At 39.4% G+C, this 14,503-nt stretch carries 16 protein-coding genes; 14 read left to right on the forward strand and 2 right to left on the reverse strand.

The window, feature by feature from the left end; translation table 11 throughout:
• Nucleotides 1-17: 17 nt before the first annotated feature.
• From sigX to BM195_RS01415, 3 genes are all read left to right on the forward strand, one after another.
• Nucleotides 18-551: an RNA polymerase sigma factor SigX gene (sigX, locus tag BM195_RS01405; RefSeq protein ID WP_090232497.1), complete on the forward strand. Its 534-nt coding sequence runs from the start codon at nucleotides 18-20 to the stop codon at nucleotides 549-551.
• Entirely contained in the window at nucleotides 551-1,723 is a 1,173-nt protein-coding gene (locus BM195_RS01410) for a hypothetical protein (RefSeq protein ID WP_090232499.1), read from the forward strand. Before sigX ends, BM195_RS01410 begins: the two co-directional genes overlap by 1 nt.
• 116 nt (nucleotides 1,724-1,839) lie before the next feature.
• Nucleotides 1,840-2,100, forward strand: coding sequence for a helix-turn-helix transcriptional regulator (locus BM195_RS01415; RefSeq protein ID WP_139223960.1), 261 nt, complete (start codon nucleotides 1,840-1,842; stop codon nucleotides 2,098-2,100).
• Between the two features lie 52 nt (nucleotides 2,101-2,152).
• Here the strand turns inward: BM195_RS01415 and BM195_RS01420 are convergent, their stop codons facing one another.
• On the reverse strand, nucleotides 2,153-2,407 hold the full coding sequence (locus BM195_RS01420; protein ID WP_090232506.1) for a ferredoxin: 255 nt from the start codon (nucleotides 2,405-2,407) through the stop codon (nucleotides 2,153-2,155).
• A 156-nt stretch (nucleotides 2,408-2,563) separates the two neighbouring features.
• Here BM195_RS01420 and BM195_RS01425 point away from each other — a divergent pair, with 156 nt between their 5' ends.
• The 7 genes from BM195_RS01425 (at nucleotide 2,564) to BM195_RS01455 (ending at nucleotide 9,462) form a co-directional block, all read left to right on the forward strand.
• Complete coding sequence (locus BM195_RS01425; protein WP_170848112.1) at nucleotides 2,564-3,610, forward strand: YpbB family protein; 1,047 nt, start codon at nucleotides 2,564-2,566, stop codon at nucleotides 3,608-3,610.
• A 7-nt stretch (nucleotides 3,611-3,617) separates the two neighbouring features.
• On the forward strand, nucleotides 3,618-5,171 hold the full coding sequence (locus BM195_RS01430; RefSeq protein ID WP_090232510.1) for a RecQ family ATP-dependent DNA helicase: 1,554 nt from the start codon (nucleotides 3,618-3,620) through the stop codon (nucleotides 5,169-5,171).
• A complete protein-coding gene (locus BM195_RS01435; protein ID WP_090232513.1) occupies nucleotides 5,155-5,724 on the forward strand; it encodes a CPBP family intramembrane glutamic endopeptidase in 570 nt (189 codons plus the stop codon). The genes BM195_RS01430 and BM195_RS01435 overlap by 17 nt, the downstream gene beginning before the upstream one ends.
• Before the next feature lie 11 nt (nucleotides 5,725-5,735).
• Nucleotides 5,736-6,050: a hypothetical protein gene (locus BM195_RS01440; RefSeq protein ID WP_090232516.1), complete on the forward strand. Its 315-nt coding sequence runs from the start codon at nucleotides 5,736-5,738 to the stop codon at nucleotides 6,048-6,050.
• 270 nt (nucleotides 6,051-6,320) lie between these two features.
• A complete protein-coding gene (locus tag BM195_RS01445; RefSeq protein ID WP_090232518.1) occupies nucleotides 6,321-6,902 on the forward strand; it encodes a genetic competence negative regulator in 582 nt (193 codons plus the stop codon).
• 158 nt (nucleotides 6,903-7,060) lie between these two features.
• Complete coding sequence (locus BM195_RS01450; protein ID WP_090232521.1) at nucleotides 7,061-8,341, forward strand: Glu/Leu/Phe/Val family dehydrogenase; 1,281 nt, start codon at nucleotides 7,061-7,063, stop codon at nucleotides 8,339-8,341.
• A gap of 143 nt (nucleotides 8,342-8,484) precedes the next feature.
• On the forward strand, nucleotides 8,485-9,462 hold the full coding sequence (locus BM195_RS01455) for a YpdA family putative bacillithiol disulfide reductase (protein WP_090232524.1): 978 nt from the start codon (nucleotides 8,485-8,487) through the stop codon (nucleotides 9,460-9,462).
• A gap of 65 nt (nucleotides 9,463-9,527) precedes the next feature.
• Here the strand turns inward: BM195_RS01455 and BM195_RS01460 are convergent, their stop codons facing one another.
• On the reverse strand, nucleotides 9,528-10,499 hold the full coding sequence (locus BM195_RS01460) for an asparaginase (protein ID WP_170848126.1): 972 nt from the start codon (nucleotides 10,497-10,499) through the stop codon (nucleotides 9,528-9,530).
• 85 nt (nucleotides 10,500-10,584) lie between these two features.
• Here BM195_RS01460 and prsW point away from each other — a divergent pair, with 85 nt between their 5' ends.
• The 4 genes from prsW to BM195_RS01480 all read left to right on the forward strand — a co-directional run bounded on the left by prsW (nucleotide 10,585) and on the right by BM195_RS01480 (nucleotide 14,415).
• On the forward strand, nucleotides 10,585-11,262 hold the full coding sequence (gene prsW, locus BM195_RS01465) for a glutamic-type intramembrane protease PrsW (RefSeq protein ID WP_090232526.1): 678 nt from the start codon (nucleotides 10,585-10,587) through the stop codon (nucleotides 11,260-11,262).
• A gap of 191 nt (nucleotides 11,263-11,453) precedes the next feature.
• Complete coding sequence (gene sleB / locus BM195_RS01470; RefSeq protein ID WP_090232529.1) at nucleotides 11,454-12,329, forward strand: spore cortex-lytic enzyme; 876 nt, start codon at nucleotides 11,454-11,456, stop codon at nucleotides 12,327-12,329.
• 16 nt (nucleotides 12,330-12,345) lie between these two features.
• Entirely contained in the window at nucleotides 12,346-13,689 is a 1,344-nt protein-coding gene (gene ypeB / locus BM195_RS01475) for a germination protein YpeB (protein WP_090232532.1), read from the forward strand.
• Nucleotides 13,690-13,767: 78 nt separating this feature from the next.
• Nucleotides 13,768-14,415 (forward strand): flagellar brake protein, encoded by a 648-nt coding sequence (locus BM195_RS01480; protein WP_090232535.1) that lies wholly within the window; start codon nucleotides 13,768-13,770, stop codon nucleotides 14,413-14,415.
• Nucleotides 14,416-14,503 lie beyond the last annotated feature (88 nt).

Consider the following 14,503-nt stretch of genomic DNA (forward strand, 5'->3'; position numbering starts at 1 on the left):
TGAACGGGGGATTTTTGATGGAATCCGTTTTCGAGAAATTTTACGAGAATTATCATCATGATTTATACCAATTCATCTTTTATATGGTAAAAGATAAAGAAACGTGTGAAGACCTCGTTCAGGAAGTTTACATCAAAGTTGTGAAGTCCTATGATTCGTTCAAAGGGGAAAGCAGTGAGAAAACATGGCTTTTTTCAATTGCACGGCATATTGCCATTGACTATTTTCGAAAGCAGAAGCGAAAACGCAAGCGAATTGCAGCGTTTTTTGACTGGGGAGAACAAGGAGAATTTATTCGGGACCAGAATCCGCTACCCGATGAATTAGCCATACAAAATGAAATGATCAAGGACGTCTATCATTATTTGGATAAATGTACACCTGAACAGAAAAGTGTCCTCATTTTGCGTTACATTCAGTCGTTTTCTATCCAGGAAACAGCTGAAATATTGAATTTCAATGTCAGTAAAGTGAAAACAACACAGCATCGCGGGATAAAAAAATTACAAAAGTATATCCATTCAGAACAACAGGAAGGAGGAGATACCTAATGAAGAAGTTTGGCGACAATGAAGAGAACATTGAAGAATCATTGAAAAACATGCCAACCGTAAAAGATCACCTTGATAAAGATCAATTGTTTCAGCGTATCTCCTCGGAGGTAAATAAACGGAAATTAGTAAGCAGGAAGAAGCGCTTTGCGTTCGTTCCCATTTTCTCAGCTGTGGCAGCAATAGGGCTCCTTTTACTGCTCGTGCCGTTGTTGATAAATGAGACAATGGTCCAGGATGACAGCAAAAGCTCTTCAGATCACGCAATGGACACAAATGTAGCTGATGAAAGTGCGGAATACAGGGAAGAATCCGGATCTGCTGCTGAAAATGACAAACATCAGGAAGAGTTAGCTCTGATGGATCAGAAATCGGCATCAAATGTGATTCCGGAATCTAAAAATCATGAAACGATCGTTCACGGAGCCGTTACCGATTCGCAGGGGCAATATATCATTCCATTGTCACTGGTTGCTTCGGATACAGCTGACAAAAGTCAGTATTATAATGAATTTGGCGACTATTTAGACGAAGAGAACTGGGGATTAAGTCATTATATGTTCTCCGAGGCTGACTTCCAGTTGAATGAAACCAGTCAGCAAGTTCACATTGATCTGCCGGAAGATTTTTCTCCTGTTGGAAGAGGCTCTGCGGGACCAAGTCTTTTTGAAGATTTATTAGCAGCTATGTTTGTTCCAATTCAGGTTGATTCTGTCAGCTTTAATGAATCCATCAGCTTGGGCCAGATAGGGAAGGTTGAAGAACTGCATCTGCAGCCGGGCAAAAATATTTATAAAAGCTATCAGGCAGTTGATGCAGACAAAGAATTTCTGGTACAAGTGCCAATAGATGAGCAGGCGGATTTTGAAACAGCCCTATCCGAAATGAAAATAGATGAAGAAATGTATCATGTTACCGGAACAGTACCAGAATCGGCCGATTTTTCAGTACACGAAAATGGGTCAGAACTCCATATCGAGTTTGCGGATCCTAACATGTTATCGGCAGAACAAGCGTTGATAACCATGATTGATGCCATTCTGATGACAGCAAAGAGTTTCGGCTACAATGAAGTAGCGTTTTCCAATGCTCCTCAGAGTAAAACCGGACCATACGATTTGTCATCTCCGGTTCAGGTTCCAGAAGGGGCAAATCCAATTATTCCTGAATAAATGAGTGCAGTGTTCCCGACCAATATAATAACGGGAACGCTTTTTTGTTTTTGACTTTTCTCACAACAAACATTATGATAGATTTGGAAGAAAAATCGGAAGTGGGATTGGTTCAAATGAATCAAAGCGACATAAAGGAAGAAATATCCGCTAAGATGAAGCTGATTCGAATTGAAAATAACTATACACAGGAACAGATGGCAACGGTTTTGGGTATATCCAAGAAGTCACTCGTACAAATCGAGAAACGCAGAATAAACGCAAATTGGACAATTACAATTGCCACGTGTGCTTTGTTTCGCAACAGTGAAATTATCAGGCATGCTTTAGGCGGGGACGCGCTGAAAACCTTGGAATCCGCCGTACATCATACATGAACTCTCGCACATTTCCGTTGATAACGATCCAATAGATTCCCCTTTTTTCCTGTTAATCGTCTTCATATTTTAATGGATCTCCGAAAAATGGTTTTTCAGCAACCTTAATTGAATCTGTTGGGCACCCTTCATATGCATCCAGAATATCATCTTCGTAAGCCTCGGGTACTTTAGTTGTCCCTTCATTGTCATCCAGCACAGCATAAGCTAGCGCCTCATCGTTATAGTCATATATATCAGGCGCTGTGGCACCGCATGCCCCGCAGGCAATACATGTTTCCTGATCTACGATAGTATATTTAGGCATGTAACTCCTCCCATTCACGTAAAATGTTCAATAATTTCAGCTTAACATTTATTCTAAATCCGTAAGTTATACATTTCAACTTCTCCATAACGTGTTATGATTGGAATGACATGTAAAAGCTTGTAAGTTATCATGATTCGTAAAGGAGTGCTTACATTGCTGTTCAATTATATCGTTATTTCTTGTTGCTCCAGGTTCGAGGAAGAACGAAGCATTTCCGCAATCTATCATTTGCTTAAAGGAAAACGTTCGATTCAAACCGTCCAGGATTCTCATACCTATCAATTAAACCATTTTTATGGTATCTATCCATCTTTACATAAACAGGATTTTGATGAACAAATCCATGAACTGATTCAGCGTAACTTGATAGTGCTAAATAATGACAATGCAGCATCACCAACCGAAATGGGTGACAACTGGATTCGGAAGCAGGAAGGGAATGTGTCGGCTCAACATTTTAATGGTATGGCGTATTACAAAAAAGCAGCAGTATTTTGGGAAAGGCTGCTACTGCTAATTCAAACCATGACAAACAGTAAGAAAAATCATTTCCATTTCATCCCGGTAATTGATAAACCGCCCATAACAGATTGGGTGAAGGGACAATACCATCAATGGAGAAATCATCAGACGGTTTTTCTGAATCAGCTTTATAAAGAACTCTATGAAATACTGCAGCATTTTTCTGAAATGGAAGCGCGTATTTTTGTCGATAGTCTGACAGGTTATAAACATTTTGGAATGAGCAGTTTTCAGCTTGCCGATCACTATGGACTGAAACAGATTGATATTCCATTAGTCAAAACGGCAATCACGCACCATATGCTGTCGCTGATCAACCAGCATCCAAAAACGTACCCTCTTTTTGCACGTTTTCTGACGGCATTGCCACAAGAGGCAAGGATAACTAATTCAGCAAGTAAGACCAAAGAATTTTTGGACATGCAGTATACTGCAGAAGAAATTGCCGTAAAACGTCATTTGAAATTGAATACCATTTACGATCATTTGATTGAAATTGCACTGTATGATGAATCTTTTCCGCTTGAACATTACGTGAACCCGGATGATCATGCGGAAATACTGGCGGCCATAAACAATACATCTTCCTATAAATTAAAGGATATCAAACAGGAAATTAGTGAAACGATCAGTTATTTTCAAATACGGCTCGTTTTAGCTGCGGGAAAAATATCATAACAAGGTGATGGCATTGACGAATCAAAAATTGAAAGAACAGTTAAGAAAACAATTTTGCATTTCATCATTTCGTCCTGGGCAGGAAGAAATTATAAAAGATATCATGCACGGAAATGATGTGTTGGGAATTCTTCCGACTGGTTCAGGAAAATCACTCTGCTATCAGTTACCTGCAAGCCTATTTGAGGGCGTTACCATTGTTGTCTCACCGTTAATTTCTTTGATGGAAGATCAGGTAAAGCAGCTGAAAGCAACGGGGTTTAAGGATGTTGTGGCATTAAACAGTTTTATGACACTTCCTGAGAAAAAGAGCGTCTATCGGCAATTAAATCAGTTCAAACTGATTTATCTATCTCCCGAACTATTGCAGCAACATGAACTTATCAAGCAGCTGAAACATGTTAAAATTGATTTATTTGTCATAGATGAGGCACATTGTATTTCGCAGTGGGGACATGAGTTCAGACCTGATTACTTACGGCTTGGCAAGGTGTTGGGAGAATTGAACAATCCGACTGTACTGGCGCTGAGTGCGACAGCTACGAAGGAAGTGCAGCAGGACATCATTAGCTCACTCAACAGATATGAAATGATCGGTCATATTTATCCAATGGATCGGGAAAATATCACATTTACAGTACAAAAAGTAAATGACGATCGGGAAAAACAAGATGTCATGGTGAAAATATTCAAGCGATATCGTGTACCGACGCTGATTTATTTTTCCAGCAGACGAAAAACGGAAGAAATGGCTGCATTTTTGTCTGAAAGCCTTCCTTCTCAACGCGTGGCTTTTTATCATGGGGCGATGGATCAATTAGACAGAATTACCATACAACAGCAGTTCATGAATGATCAGCTTGATATTATTTGCTGTACAAGTGCGTTTGGAATGGGAATCAATAAACAGAATATAAGACTGATTTTACACTATCATTTCCCTATGCAGATTGAATCTTTTCTCCAGGAAGTCGGCAGAGCAGGCCGTGATGGAAAATCAAGTATCAGTTTGTTACTATATTCTCCGGGGGATGAGGCAATCCCCAACTCAATTATTGAAAATGAATTACCGCCTAAAGAAAACCTGAACAACTTATTCAGCAAGCTGTACCGTTCATATTTTCATTACCAGCAGTTGCCTTCAACTGAACAATTGTTGGAAACACTACAGCTGAATGAAATTCAATGGCGATTTTTGAACTATCAAATGGAGAAACATGGTATGATTAAGGGTAATCAGCTGATTTATCACAAAGAAGATTGGCAACAAACTATTGAAAAAATCGGCTGCTTAGTTGAGACAAGAACAGTGTCAAAAGAAAGAAAGCTTTATGAGATGATCAGTTCGATTCATGAAGAGAATTGTTTGCGTGAAACGCTTTACAATAGTTTTCAGGACGATTACAAAACACCTTTGTATATGTGTTGCAGTAACTGCGGGTTTTCATTTGAAAATTGGGAGCCGGAACAAACACGCACAGATGACCAGAAAGATTTCTCATGGGACACCAAGTTAAAAAAGATATTGTTCATTGGAGATCATGATGACGAAACAGCGTGAAATTGTGAAGCAATTGACCGATAAGGAGCTAAAACAGCAACTGATCTTTTCACAGCTGTTGCTTCTGGGTCTGACTATACTGCTAAGTTTCCTGCTGTTTGACAAGATGACCGACTGGCTTGGCTACTTCACTTTTCAAATAAGTGACTTTATTTATTACGGGATACTGCCGGGTATTTTCATCGTTTGTATCGATTTGCTGCTTATGTATATTTTCCCAAATAAATACTATGACGATGGCGGTATTAATGATAGAATTTTTAAAAACCGTTCCATTAGAGGTGTTTTTGGCATTGCATTACTGGTTGCTGTAACAGAAGAATTGCTGTTTCGGGGCGTCATTCAGATAGTATTCGGATATACAGTTGCAAGTCTCTTATTTGCTCTTGTTCATGTTCGCTATTTGAACAAACCGGTTTTACTCGTTTCGGTTTTATTTATCAGCTTTTTGATTGGCTATATGTTTGTTCTTACAGAAAATTTATTGGTGGCGATTATCGCCCATTTTACAGTGGATTTTGTGTTAGGGGTTATCATTCGTTTTAAGAAATGAGGTGCACGGATATGGAGAATAAAGTCAGGGAATCGAATGATCAGGCATCAGAATTGAGAAAACTCCTTGATGAGGTCGAAGGTGATAGTGAACAGGAAGTTCGGGCAGGGGGTACAACACCAGCGTTAGACACGGAACCTGAAGTTGATATATTAAATTTACCTCCTCGAAAAGAAGTGCACAACAGATACAACAAGCGTACAAAATTAAAAATCAGCAGCGCATCAAAAAGACTGTTATTAGTGATGATCATCCTCCTCCTATTGTTTGGCACGACTTTTTATCTATGGGGAGAAGAGCTTCTGGACACGATCACAAGTATGTAAGCATTAAAAAAGGCTGATATCTCCATTTCAAGGTGTTTAGCTTACAGAGTATTACGCGTGGAACCATGAGTCATGCAATTTCAATATCCCCGCTGATCAATGGGGGATTTTTTGAAAAACCTTATAGACACGATAAAAATACAAATAATAATTATAAATGTTCAACAATTACTTCAGCAGCATATAGTATAGTAAAGGATATAGGTGCCGTTGAAACTTTACTTCAATTCTTTGCCAGGAATAATTTATGTAAAAAGAGGGGGATGCTTAATGCGTATTGAGCGGGTATCCAATAACCAATTCACAATTTTTCTGACCTTTGATGACTTAATAGATCGCGGCTTTACGAAAGAGGATTTATGGTATGATGCAGCAAATGTGCGAAACTTGTTTAGTGATATGATGTATGAAGCAAGCACTGAGTTGGGATTTGAGCTCGAAGGTGTGCTGCTCGTTCAGGTACATTTAATGCAGGCACAGGGGATGCATGTCATTGTGACCCAAAAGGGGAACAACTCCAACTGGGATGAAGATTTTGTTGAGATGAAAGTGACGTTGGATGAAAGTAGGGAATTAATCTTCTCCTTTGATGATTTTGAAGATATCATTCAGGTTGCCTCTAATTTAACAGCATTAAGTATAAACGGCGGACAAATATATTATATGGATAAACGCTATTATATGTTGTTTCACGAAGAAGAGCTTCCTCAAAAGGATAAAGAAAACATAATTGCGATTATGTCAGAATTTTCCTTTCCAAGTATTATCACATCATACAGATTGAAAGAATATGGAAAAGTGATCATGGATTCGTCGGCTGTCAGTCAAATCATGAATACGTTTTACAGTTAAAGCGTGCAGCTAAAATTAACCATAACGGAATCGCTTTTTAATTTCGTTTTTATGGAGAAAATCGCTTTATTTTATTGCATATTTATTGGGAAGGTGTATACTAATCTCTGAGTAAAGCTATTATTAAAATATTTTTCGATGATCTAGGAGGTAAATTCATGGTAGCCGATAACGCAGCAGACTCTACCAAAGAAAAAAGTGAAAGTACGGATGTGTTAACATCAACACGGACTGTTGTAAAAACTGCATTGGAGAAATTGGGTTACCCTGATGAAGTATTCGAGCTGTTAAAAGATCCTATGCGTATGATGACAGTAAGAATTCCTGTCCGGATGGATGATGGATCCATTAAAATCTTCACCGGATACCGTGCACAGCATAACGATGCCGTCGGACCTACAAAAGGCGGTGTCAGATTTCATCCAAACGTAACAGAAAAAGAAGTAAAAGCTTTGTCAATTTGGATGAGTTTAAAGGCAGGAATTGTTGATTTGCCATATGGCGGCGGTAAAGGCGGCATCATCTGTGATCCGCGTGAAATGTCATTCCGTGAACTGGAAGGACTCAGCAGAGGGTATGTGCGGGCAATCAGCCAGATTGTAGGCCCAAATAAAGATATTCCGGCACCTGACGTATTCACGAATTCACAAATTATGGCTTGGATGATGGATGAATACAGCCGCATTGATGAATTTAACAATCCGGGTTTCATTACAGGAAAGCCAATCGTTCTCGGAGGTTCACACGGTAGAGAGTCTGCAACTGCTAAAGGTGTAACAATATGCATTAACGAAGCTGCGAAGAAAAAAGGTATTGATGTTAAAGGCGCAAGAGTGGTTGTCCAGGGCTTTGGGAATGCCGGAAGTTTCCTGGCAAAGTTCCTGCATGATGCAGGTGCCAAAATAGTAGGCATTTCAGATGCATACGGAGCACTGCATGAACCTGATGGACTCGACATCGATTATTTACTTGACCGGAGAGACAGCTTCGGAACTGTGACAAAATTATTTAATAACACGATAGCGAATCAGGATTTACTTGAACTGGATTGCGATATTCTTGTTCCTGCAGCAGTTGAAAATCAAATTACCAAACAGAATGCCCATGACATTAAAGCGAGTATCGTTGTTGAAGCTGCAAACGGCCCAACAACATTAGAGGCGACCAAAATATTGTCAGAACGCGGAATTTTACTTGTACCCGATGTACTCGCATCATCAGGCGGTGTAACCGTATCTTATTTTGAATGGGTTCAAAATAATCAGGGTTTCTATTGGACGGCTGAAGAGATTGATGAAAAACTTCATGAAATTATAATAAAGTCGTTCAACAATATTTATAATACTGCTGAAACAAGACGTATTGACATGCGTCTGGCTGCATATATGGCCGGTGTCCGCAAAATGGCCGAGGCAGCAAGATTCCGTGGCTGGGTGTAAAGCAAAGGACAGAATAAAAGGCCGAAATCGGGTAAAACCGGCATGACAATAATCAAATCTAAATAAGTGACGAAAAAACTCTTATCATGTATAGTTGGGTAGGAGTTTTTTAGCGAATTACGTTATAAGGAAGTGCGTTACCGATGCAAAAGGAAGATACAATCATTGTCGGAGGCGGGCCATGCGGCATGGCCTGTGCCATCGAGCTTCAGGAGTATGGCATAAACCCTTTAATTATTGAAAAAGAGAATATCGTTAATACGATCTACAATTTTCCGACTCACCAGACATTTTTCAGTTCCAGTGAGAAACTTGAAGTTGGCGGTGTTCCGTTTATAACAGAAAAGCAAAAGCCGGTCCGCAATCAGGCATTGGCTTATTACCGGGAAGTATCCAATCGAAAAAACTTACGGCTCAGCACATTTGAGAAGGTTGTTAAAATCAAACCTTCCGATAAAAATATGATTTGGGTTAAAACCGAAAATGAAAAAGGAATAAACCAAACATATTTAGCAGCAAACGTTATCATTGCCACCGGCTATTACGATCAACCAAATAAAATGAATATTCCTGGTGAAGAACTGCCAAAGGTCATGCACTATTTTAAAGAAGCCCATCCATATTACAATAAAAATACAGTTGTGATCGGTGGAAAAAACTCTGCTGTAGATACAACACTTGAACTTCATAAAGCCGGGGCGAATATTACGGTATTATATCGTGGCGATCAGTATTCCAGAAGCATCAAACCTTGGATATTACCGGAATTTGATTCACTTGTACGCAAAGAAATCGTCCAAATGGAATTTAATGCACATGTACAACAGATTACGACTGATAAAGTAATTTATACTGCTGGAAATGAGACAAAAGAAATAGAAAATGATTTTGTGTTTGCCATGACCGGATATAAACCGGATCATCAGTTTTTGACGGAGGCGGGTGTTGAGATAGATGAAACCACCGGTCGCCCGTATTTCGAGGAAACGATGGAAACGAATGTGTCTGGTATTTATGTAGCTGGCGTTGTTGCAGCAGGTTATAATAACAATGAAATTTTTATTGAAAACGGCCGCTACCACAGCGGAATTATTGCCAAAGCCATTACATCAAAGGGATAACAGCGGGGGACCAGGCTGTTATCCCTTTATTTTTCTGACAATGCCCATTCGTTTTGAATACCTAATTAATCATCTTTCTCGAACATTCCTTTTAATTTGTCCGCGTCTGTTGTCGTTTCCAGTGTAATTAACAGCTTAAGCCGGGCTTTGGGACCTGTTAACCCGTTGGCGAAAATAACACCCATTTCTTTAAGGTGTTTACCGCCGCCGTCATAACCATATGTCGGCTGCACAATGCCCTGGTAACATCTTGATACCAATATGACCGGTATAAGATCATGTATGAACTGATTTAATGATGTCAGCGTATTTTTGGGTAAATTACCCTGTCCCAGCCCTTCGATGACAAGCCCATCCGGTTTTGCTTGGTATAAGGCATGCAGCATTTCCCCATTCATACCGGCATATGCTTTTAACAAAAATACATTTTTATTGATATTATTGGTCGGATAGGTCATTCTTGATAAAATCGTATGATGAAAAATGATCGATTCTTTGGTGACAATACCAATCGGCCCGTACTGTGGACTTTGAAATGTTGCCACATTACTGGTTGATGTTTTCGTTACATTTCTTGCAGTATGGATTTCATCATTCATGACAACCAATACGCCTTTATTCCGGGCTTCGTCACTGATTGCCGTTCTCAGCGAGCTGATCAGGTTATAAAGTGCATCTGAGCCAATTTCATTCGTTGATCGCATGGCACCCGTAATAATAACAGGCTTGTTCGTTTCTAAAACCAGATCCAGAAAATATGCCGTCTCTTCAAGTGTATCTGTTCCATGTGTAATGACAAATCCGTCATAGTCAGCAGCCAGCTCGCCAATTTTATTCGCCAGCTGCAGCATGTGCTGTGGCGTGATTTGGGGTGATGGCACCGAGAAGGGGATGATCTCATCAACATGAGCAGGAAAATCTAACTGATGAGACAAATCTGTCAAAGGATGCTGATTTGTTGTTGTGACTTCCCCAGTGTTTTTATTTTCCAGCATTGATATTGTCCCGCCTGTATGAATAATGAGGATATCTTTCAAAGCAATCACCTTTCTTCTATATTTATTTTCATTTGCTTGGCTGCATGATATGATAAATACAACATTACTGGGAAGAGGTTCTGCCATGCTCGCGCTTTTTTCAGCAGGAATTGCGCCTGCTTTTGCATTGATGGCTTTTTTTTATTTAAAAGATCGGTTTACCGAACCATTGTCATTAATGGTCAAAACGTTTCTGTTTGGTGCTCTGCTTGTGTTTCCAATCATGTTTATTCAATATGGGTTTACGGCTGAAAATTTGAGTACCAGCAGCTTTGTTCAATCCTTTTTGCTGTCAGGCTTACTTGAAGAATTCTTTAAATGGTTCATTTTTATGTACGTGATTTTCCATCACACCGATTTTGATGCCCATTATGACGGGATTGTCTACGCTGTTTCCATCAGTCTGGGATTTGCGTCGGTGGAAAATATTTTATATTTAATGACCAATGGCATTGAATATGCTTTTACACGAGCGTTATTCCCGGTATCTTCACATGCACTATTTGGTGTAATGATGGGATATCATTTCGGGAAAGCCAAAATGAATCAAACACATCAAAAATGGAATATTTTGTTGGCCCTATCAGTGCCATTTCTATTGCATGGTACCTATAATTATATACTTAAAACGGTAACGAGTGATTGGTTAGTATTACTCATTCCTTTTATGACCGGTCTCTGGTTCGTTGCTTTACATCGCATGAAAACCGCTAATCAAAATGTTATTTACAGTAGACATGAGCAACAGAAAAAGCAGGCATAACATCCTTTGTATCAAACAGATGCAAAGGATGTTCTATTATAACGTCAAATTAAAATTTATAGGCTGCCTTATAGGAGAGATAAAGACTTTCTCCTAGACAAGTTTTCCGTATAAATATTACAGATGAATAAAAAGGCTATTTCGTAAAAAAATAGGTGCAACATGATAATGCATGAGCAGGAGGAAACGACATGACCAATAAAAAAATGTACCTATTTATCATTATAGGTTTTTTGGCGATAGGACTGCAAACGACACATTCTGCGAAACCAGTAAATGCTTTTACGGAACAAGTCATTCAGCATGGGGCAGTTGGAGAGGATGTTATTGAACTTCAGGCGAGATTGCAATATCTCGGATTTTACAATGGCGATATAGATGGTGTCTTCGGCTGGAGTACGTATTGGGCATTACGTAATTTCCAATATGAATTCGGAATTGAAATTGATGGTCTTGCCGGGTCAGAAACGAAAGAAAAATTAGCTGCAGCGAGCGAATTTAACAGGGAGTTTGTCAAAAATCAAATAAGACAGGGAAATGATTTTACACATTATGGCGGCGTTGATAATGAAAAACAGTCCGAATCAAGCCCCGATAACAACAACGACGCGAATAATAACAATGCTAACAACAACAATAATAATACCGCTAACGACAATGCTGACGATAATGCCGGTGCCGAAGCTACAGCTGTTAATGTACCCCAGGGATATTCGCAAAATGATATTCAGTTAATGGCGAATGCTGTAAACGGCGAGGCAAGAGGAGAACCGTATGTGGGACAAGTTGCAGTGGCAGCTGTCATTTTAAACCGGGTTGAAAGCTCAACATTTCCCAATTCCGTTTCCGGGGTGATTTTTGAGCCAAGAGCCTTTACGGCAGTAGCTGACGGACAAATTTGGCTTACACCAGATGAGACATCCAGAGAAGCAGTACTCGATGCAATCAATGGATGGGATCCATCCGGAAATGCTCAATATTATTTTAACCCGAATACGGCAACATCAGATTGGATCTGGTCCAGGCCACAAATTAAAAAAATCGGAAAACATATATTTGCTAAATAGAAAGGAGTGATGAAGGATGCTACGATGGATTTTAATTGGCGTACTTACGTTAGGAATTGCCGGTGTTGGCTTTTGGGGTTACCAAGAGCATCAGGAGAAGAATGCTGTGTTAATACAAGCTGAGAACAATTATCAACGCGCGTTTCATGAACTTTCTTACCATATGGACTTGCTGCATGATAAAATTGGGACAGCATTGGCTATGAACTCAAAAGAACGACTTTCTCCGCAGATGGTTGAAATATGGCGACTTACATCAGAGGCTATTTCCGATGTTGGACAACTCCCACTGTCATTAATGCCGTTTAACAAAACAGAAGAGTTCCTTGCAAATATAGGTGATTTTACCTATCAGACGTCCGTAAGGGATTTGCAGGAGGAGCCGCTGAATGACAAAGAGGTAAATACACTGCAAAATTTGTATGAACAGTCCGGTGAGTTGAAAGATGAGTTAAGACAAGTACAGCATACTGTATTGGATGAAAATTTACGGTGGATGGATGTACAATTAGCTTTGGCTACGCAGGATGAACAATCGGATAATACCATTGTTGATGGTTTTGAAACCGTTGAAAAGAAAGTAAAGGGGTATGCTGAAAGTAACACAGACTCTGCACTCACAGGAACATCTTCAGAAGAACATGAGTACCAGAACCTGACTGGTGAAACGATAAATCAGGAAGAGGCAGTAAAAAGAGGTCAGGAGTTATTCAATGTAGAGAACGCGAATAACCTAAATGTTACCGAAAGTGGGAAGGGAGCGGATGTACCGATTTACAGCATCTCCTATCAAAATGGTAATAAAAATGGTTATCTTGATATTACGAAACAGGGAGGACATCCGCTCACACTGCTGGTTAACCGTGATGTCCAGGAACAAGGTATCAGTCTGAACGAAGGGCTCGAAAAGGCCAAAGACTACCTGGAACAATATAACTTTGAAGATATGGACGTTTTTACAAGCAATCAGTTTGACAATGTCGGTGTTTACTCGTTTCTTTATAATCAGGATGATGTACGGATCTATTCCGATGCAATTGAGCTGAAAGTAGCATTGGATGATGGTGAACTGCTTGGACTGACTGCGAGAAATTACTTTATGAACCATAAAGAGCGGGACATTCCAGAACCAGAGCTCTCCATTGAAGAAGCAAAAGAAGAAGTAAATCCCGAGGTACAAATCAACGAAGAACATATGGCGGTTATAGACAATGATATCGGTGAAGAAGTATTCGTGTATGAATTTCTTGGTGTGCTTGATAATGAGACGTACCGGATATTTATCAATGCAATGGATGGAACTGAAGAAAAAGTGGAAAAACTTGATGGCACTGAAATTAATTACGCATCCATTTCTTAGGGAAAGATTTAAGTCTTTCCCTTTTTTGACTTTTTTGTAATAATAGGTATAAAGGCTTAATTAGGGAGGGGGGTTTTTATGAAAATAGGCACCGCACTTACAATGGAAATAAACAACTCTGAAACAGGAGAAATCAGCAAATATCGAAGCAGCGTAATTGAAAAAACTGCACATCATTTATTGATTGATCTTCCAATTGATGATAAAACGAATAAAACAGTATTTTTACCGGAAGGAACGCATATGAAAATCACTTATATTGGAACAGATCAGACTGTTTATATGTTTCATACGGAAATAGCTGCAAGGGTTAAGGAAAACATACCGGCACTGGCCATTACCTTCCCGGAAAAAGAAGCGATCAGCACGATACAACGGCGCCAGTTTGTCCGGATCGATACGGCTGTCGATGTTGCAGTCCATCGTGCAAAAGATTCATTTACGACAGTGACAGCGGATATAAGCGGTGGTGGTATATCCGTTATTTTACCTGAATCTCATCCAATTGATATAAGCGAAAGACTGGATATATGGATCGTGCTGCAGATGCATTCAGGAGATTTTCAATATATACATGCAATAGCAGAAGTGATCCGTGTTGATGATGATAACGGTGTCAGCAAAGCATCCTTGAAGTTTGTATCAATCAATGAAAGTGAACAGCAATTGATCATTCGTTACTGTTTTGAGAAACAGCTGGAATCAAGAAAAAAGGAATTATCATAGGGATTGGATTTTGAAATCAGTAGAACTTTTTTAAGCATGTATGTTATTATTTTAAATAAGGGATTACATAGATAAAACTTGGCACAGG

The organism is Lentibacillus halodurans (genome assembly GCF_900112045.1).
In the GTDB taxonomy this organism is placed as follows: domain Bacteria; phylum Bacillota; class Bacilli; order Bacillales; family Amphibacillaceae; genus Lentibacillus; species Lentibacillus halodurans.

Coding starts and splice junctions, on each gene's coding strand:
- BM195_RS01480 (WP_090232535.1), top strand. CDS start 13,768: ATGAAAATAGGCACCGCACTTACAATGGAAATAAACAACTCTGAAACA.
- BM195_RS01445 (WP_090232518.1), top strand. CDS start 6,321: ATGCGTATTGAGCGGGTATCCAATAACCAATTCACAATTTTTCTGACC.
- prsW (WP_090232526.1), top strand. CDS start 10,585: ATGCTCGCGCTTTTTTCAGCAGGAATTGCGCCTGCTTTTGCATTGATG.
- BM195_RS01420 (WP_090232506.1), bottom strand. CDS start 2,407: ATGCCTAAATATACTATCGTAGATCAGGAAACATGTATTGCCTGCGGG.
- sigX (WP_090232497.1), top strand. CDS start 18: ATGGAATCCGTTTTCGAGAAATTTTACGAGAATTATCATCATGATTTA.
- BM195_RS01435 (WP_090232513.1), top strand. CDS start 5,155: ATGACGAAACAGCGTGAAATTGTGAAGCAATTGACCGATAAGGAGCTA.
- BM195_RS01410 (WP_090232499.1), top strand. CDS start 551: ATGAAGAAGTTTGGCGACAATGAAGAGAACATTGAAGAATCATTGAAA.
- sleB (WP_090232529.1), top strand. CDS start 11,454: ATGACCAATAAAAAAATGTACCTATTTATCATTATAGGTTTTTTGGCG.
- BM195_RS01455 (WP_090232524.1), top strand. CDS start 8,485: ATGCAAAAGGAAGATACAATCATTGTCGGAGGCGGGCCATGCGGCATG.
- BM195_RS01450 (WP_090232521.1), top strand. CDS start 7,061: ATGGTAGCCGATAACGCAGCAGACTCTACCAAAGAAAAAAGTGAAAGT.
- BM195_RS01440 (WP_090232516.1), top strand. CDS start 5,736: ATGGAGAATAAAGTCAGGGAATCGAATGATCAGGCATCAGAATTGAGA.
- ypeB (WP_090232532.1), top strand. CDS start 12,346: ATGCTACGATGGATTTTAATTGGCGTACTTACGTTAGGAATTGCCGGT.
- BM195_RS01415 (WP_139223960.1), top strand. CDS start 1,840: ATGAATCAAAGCGACATAAAGGAAGAAATATCCGCTAAGATGAAGCTG.
- BM195_RS01430 (WP_090232510.1), top strand. CDS start 3,618: ATGGCATTGACGAATCAAAAATTGAAAGAACAGTTAAGAAAACAATTT.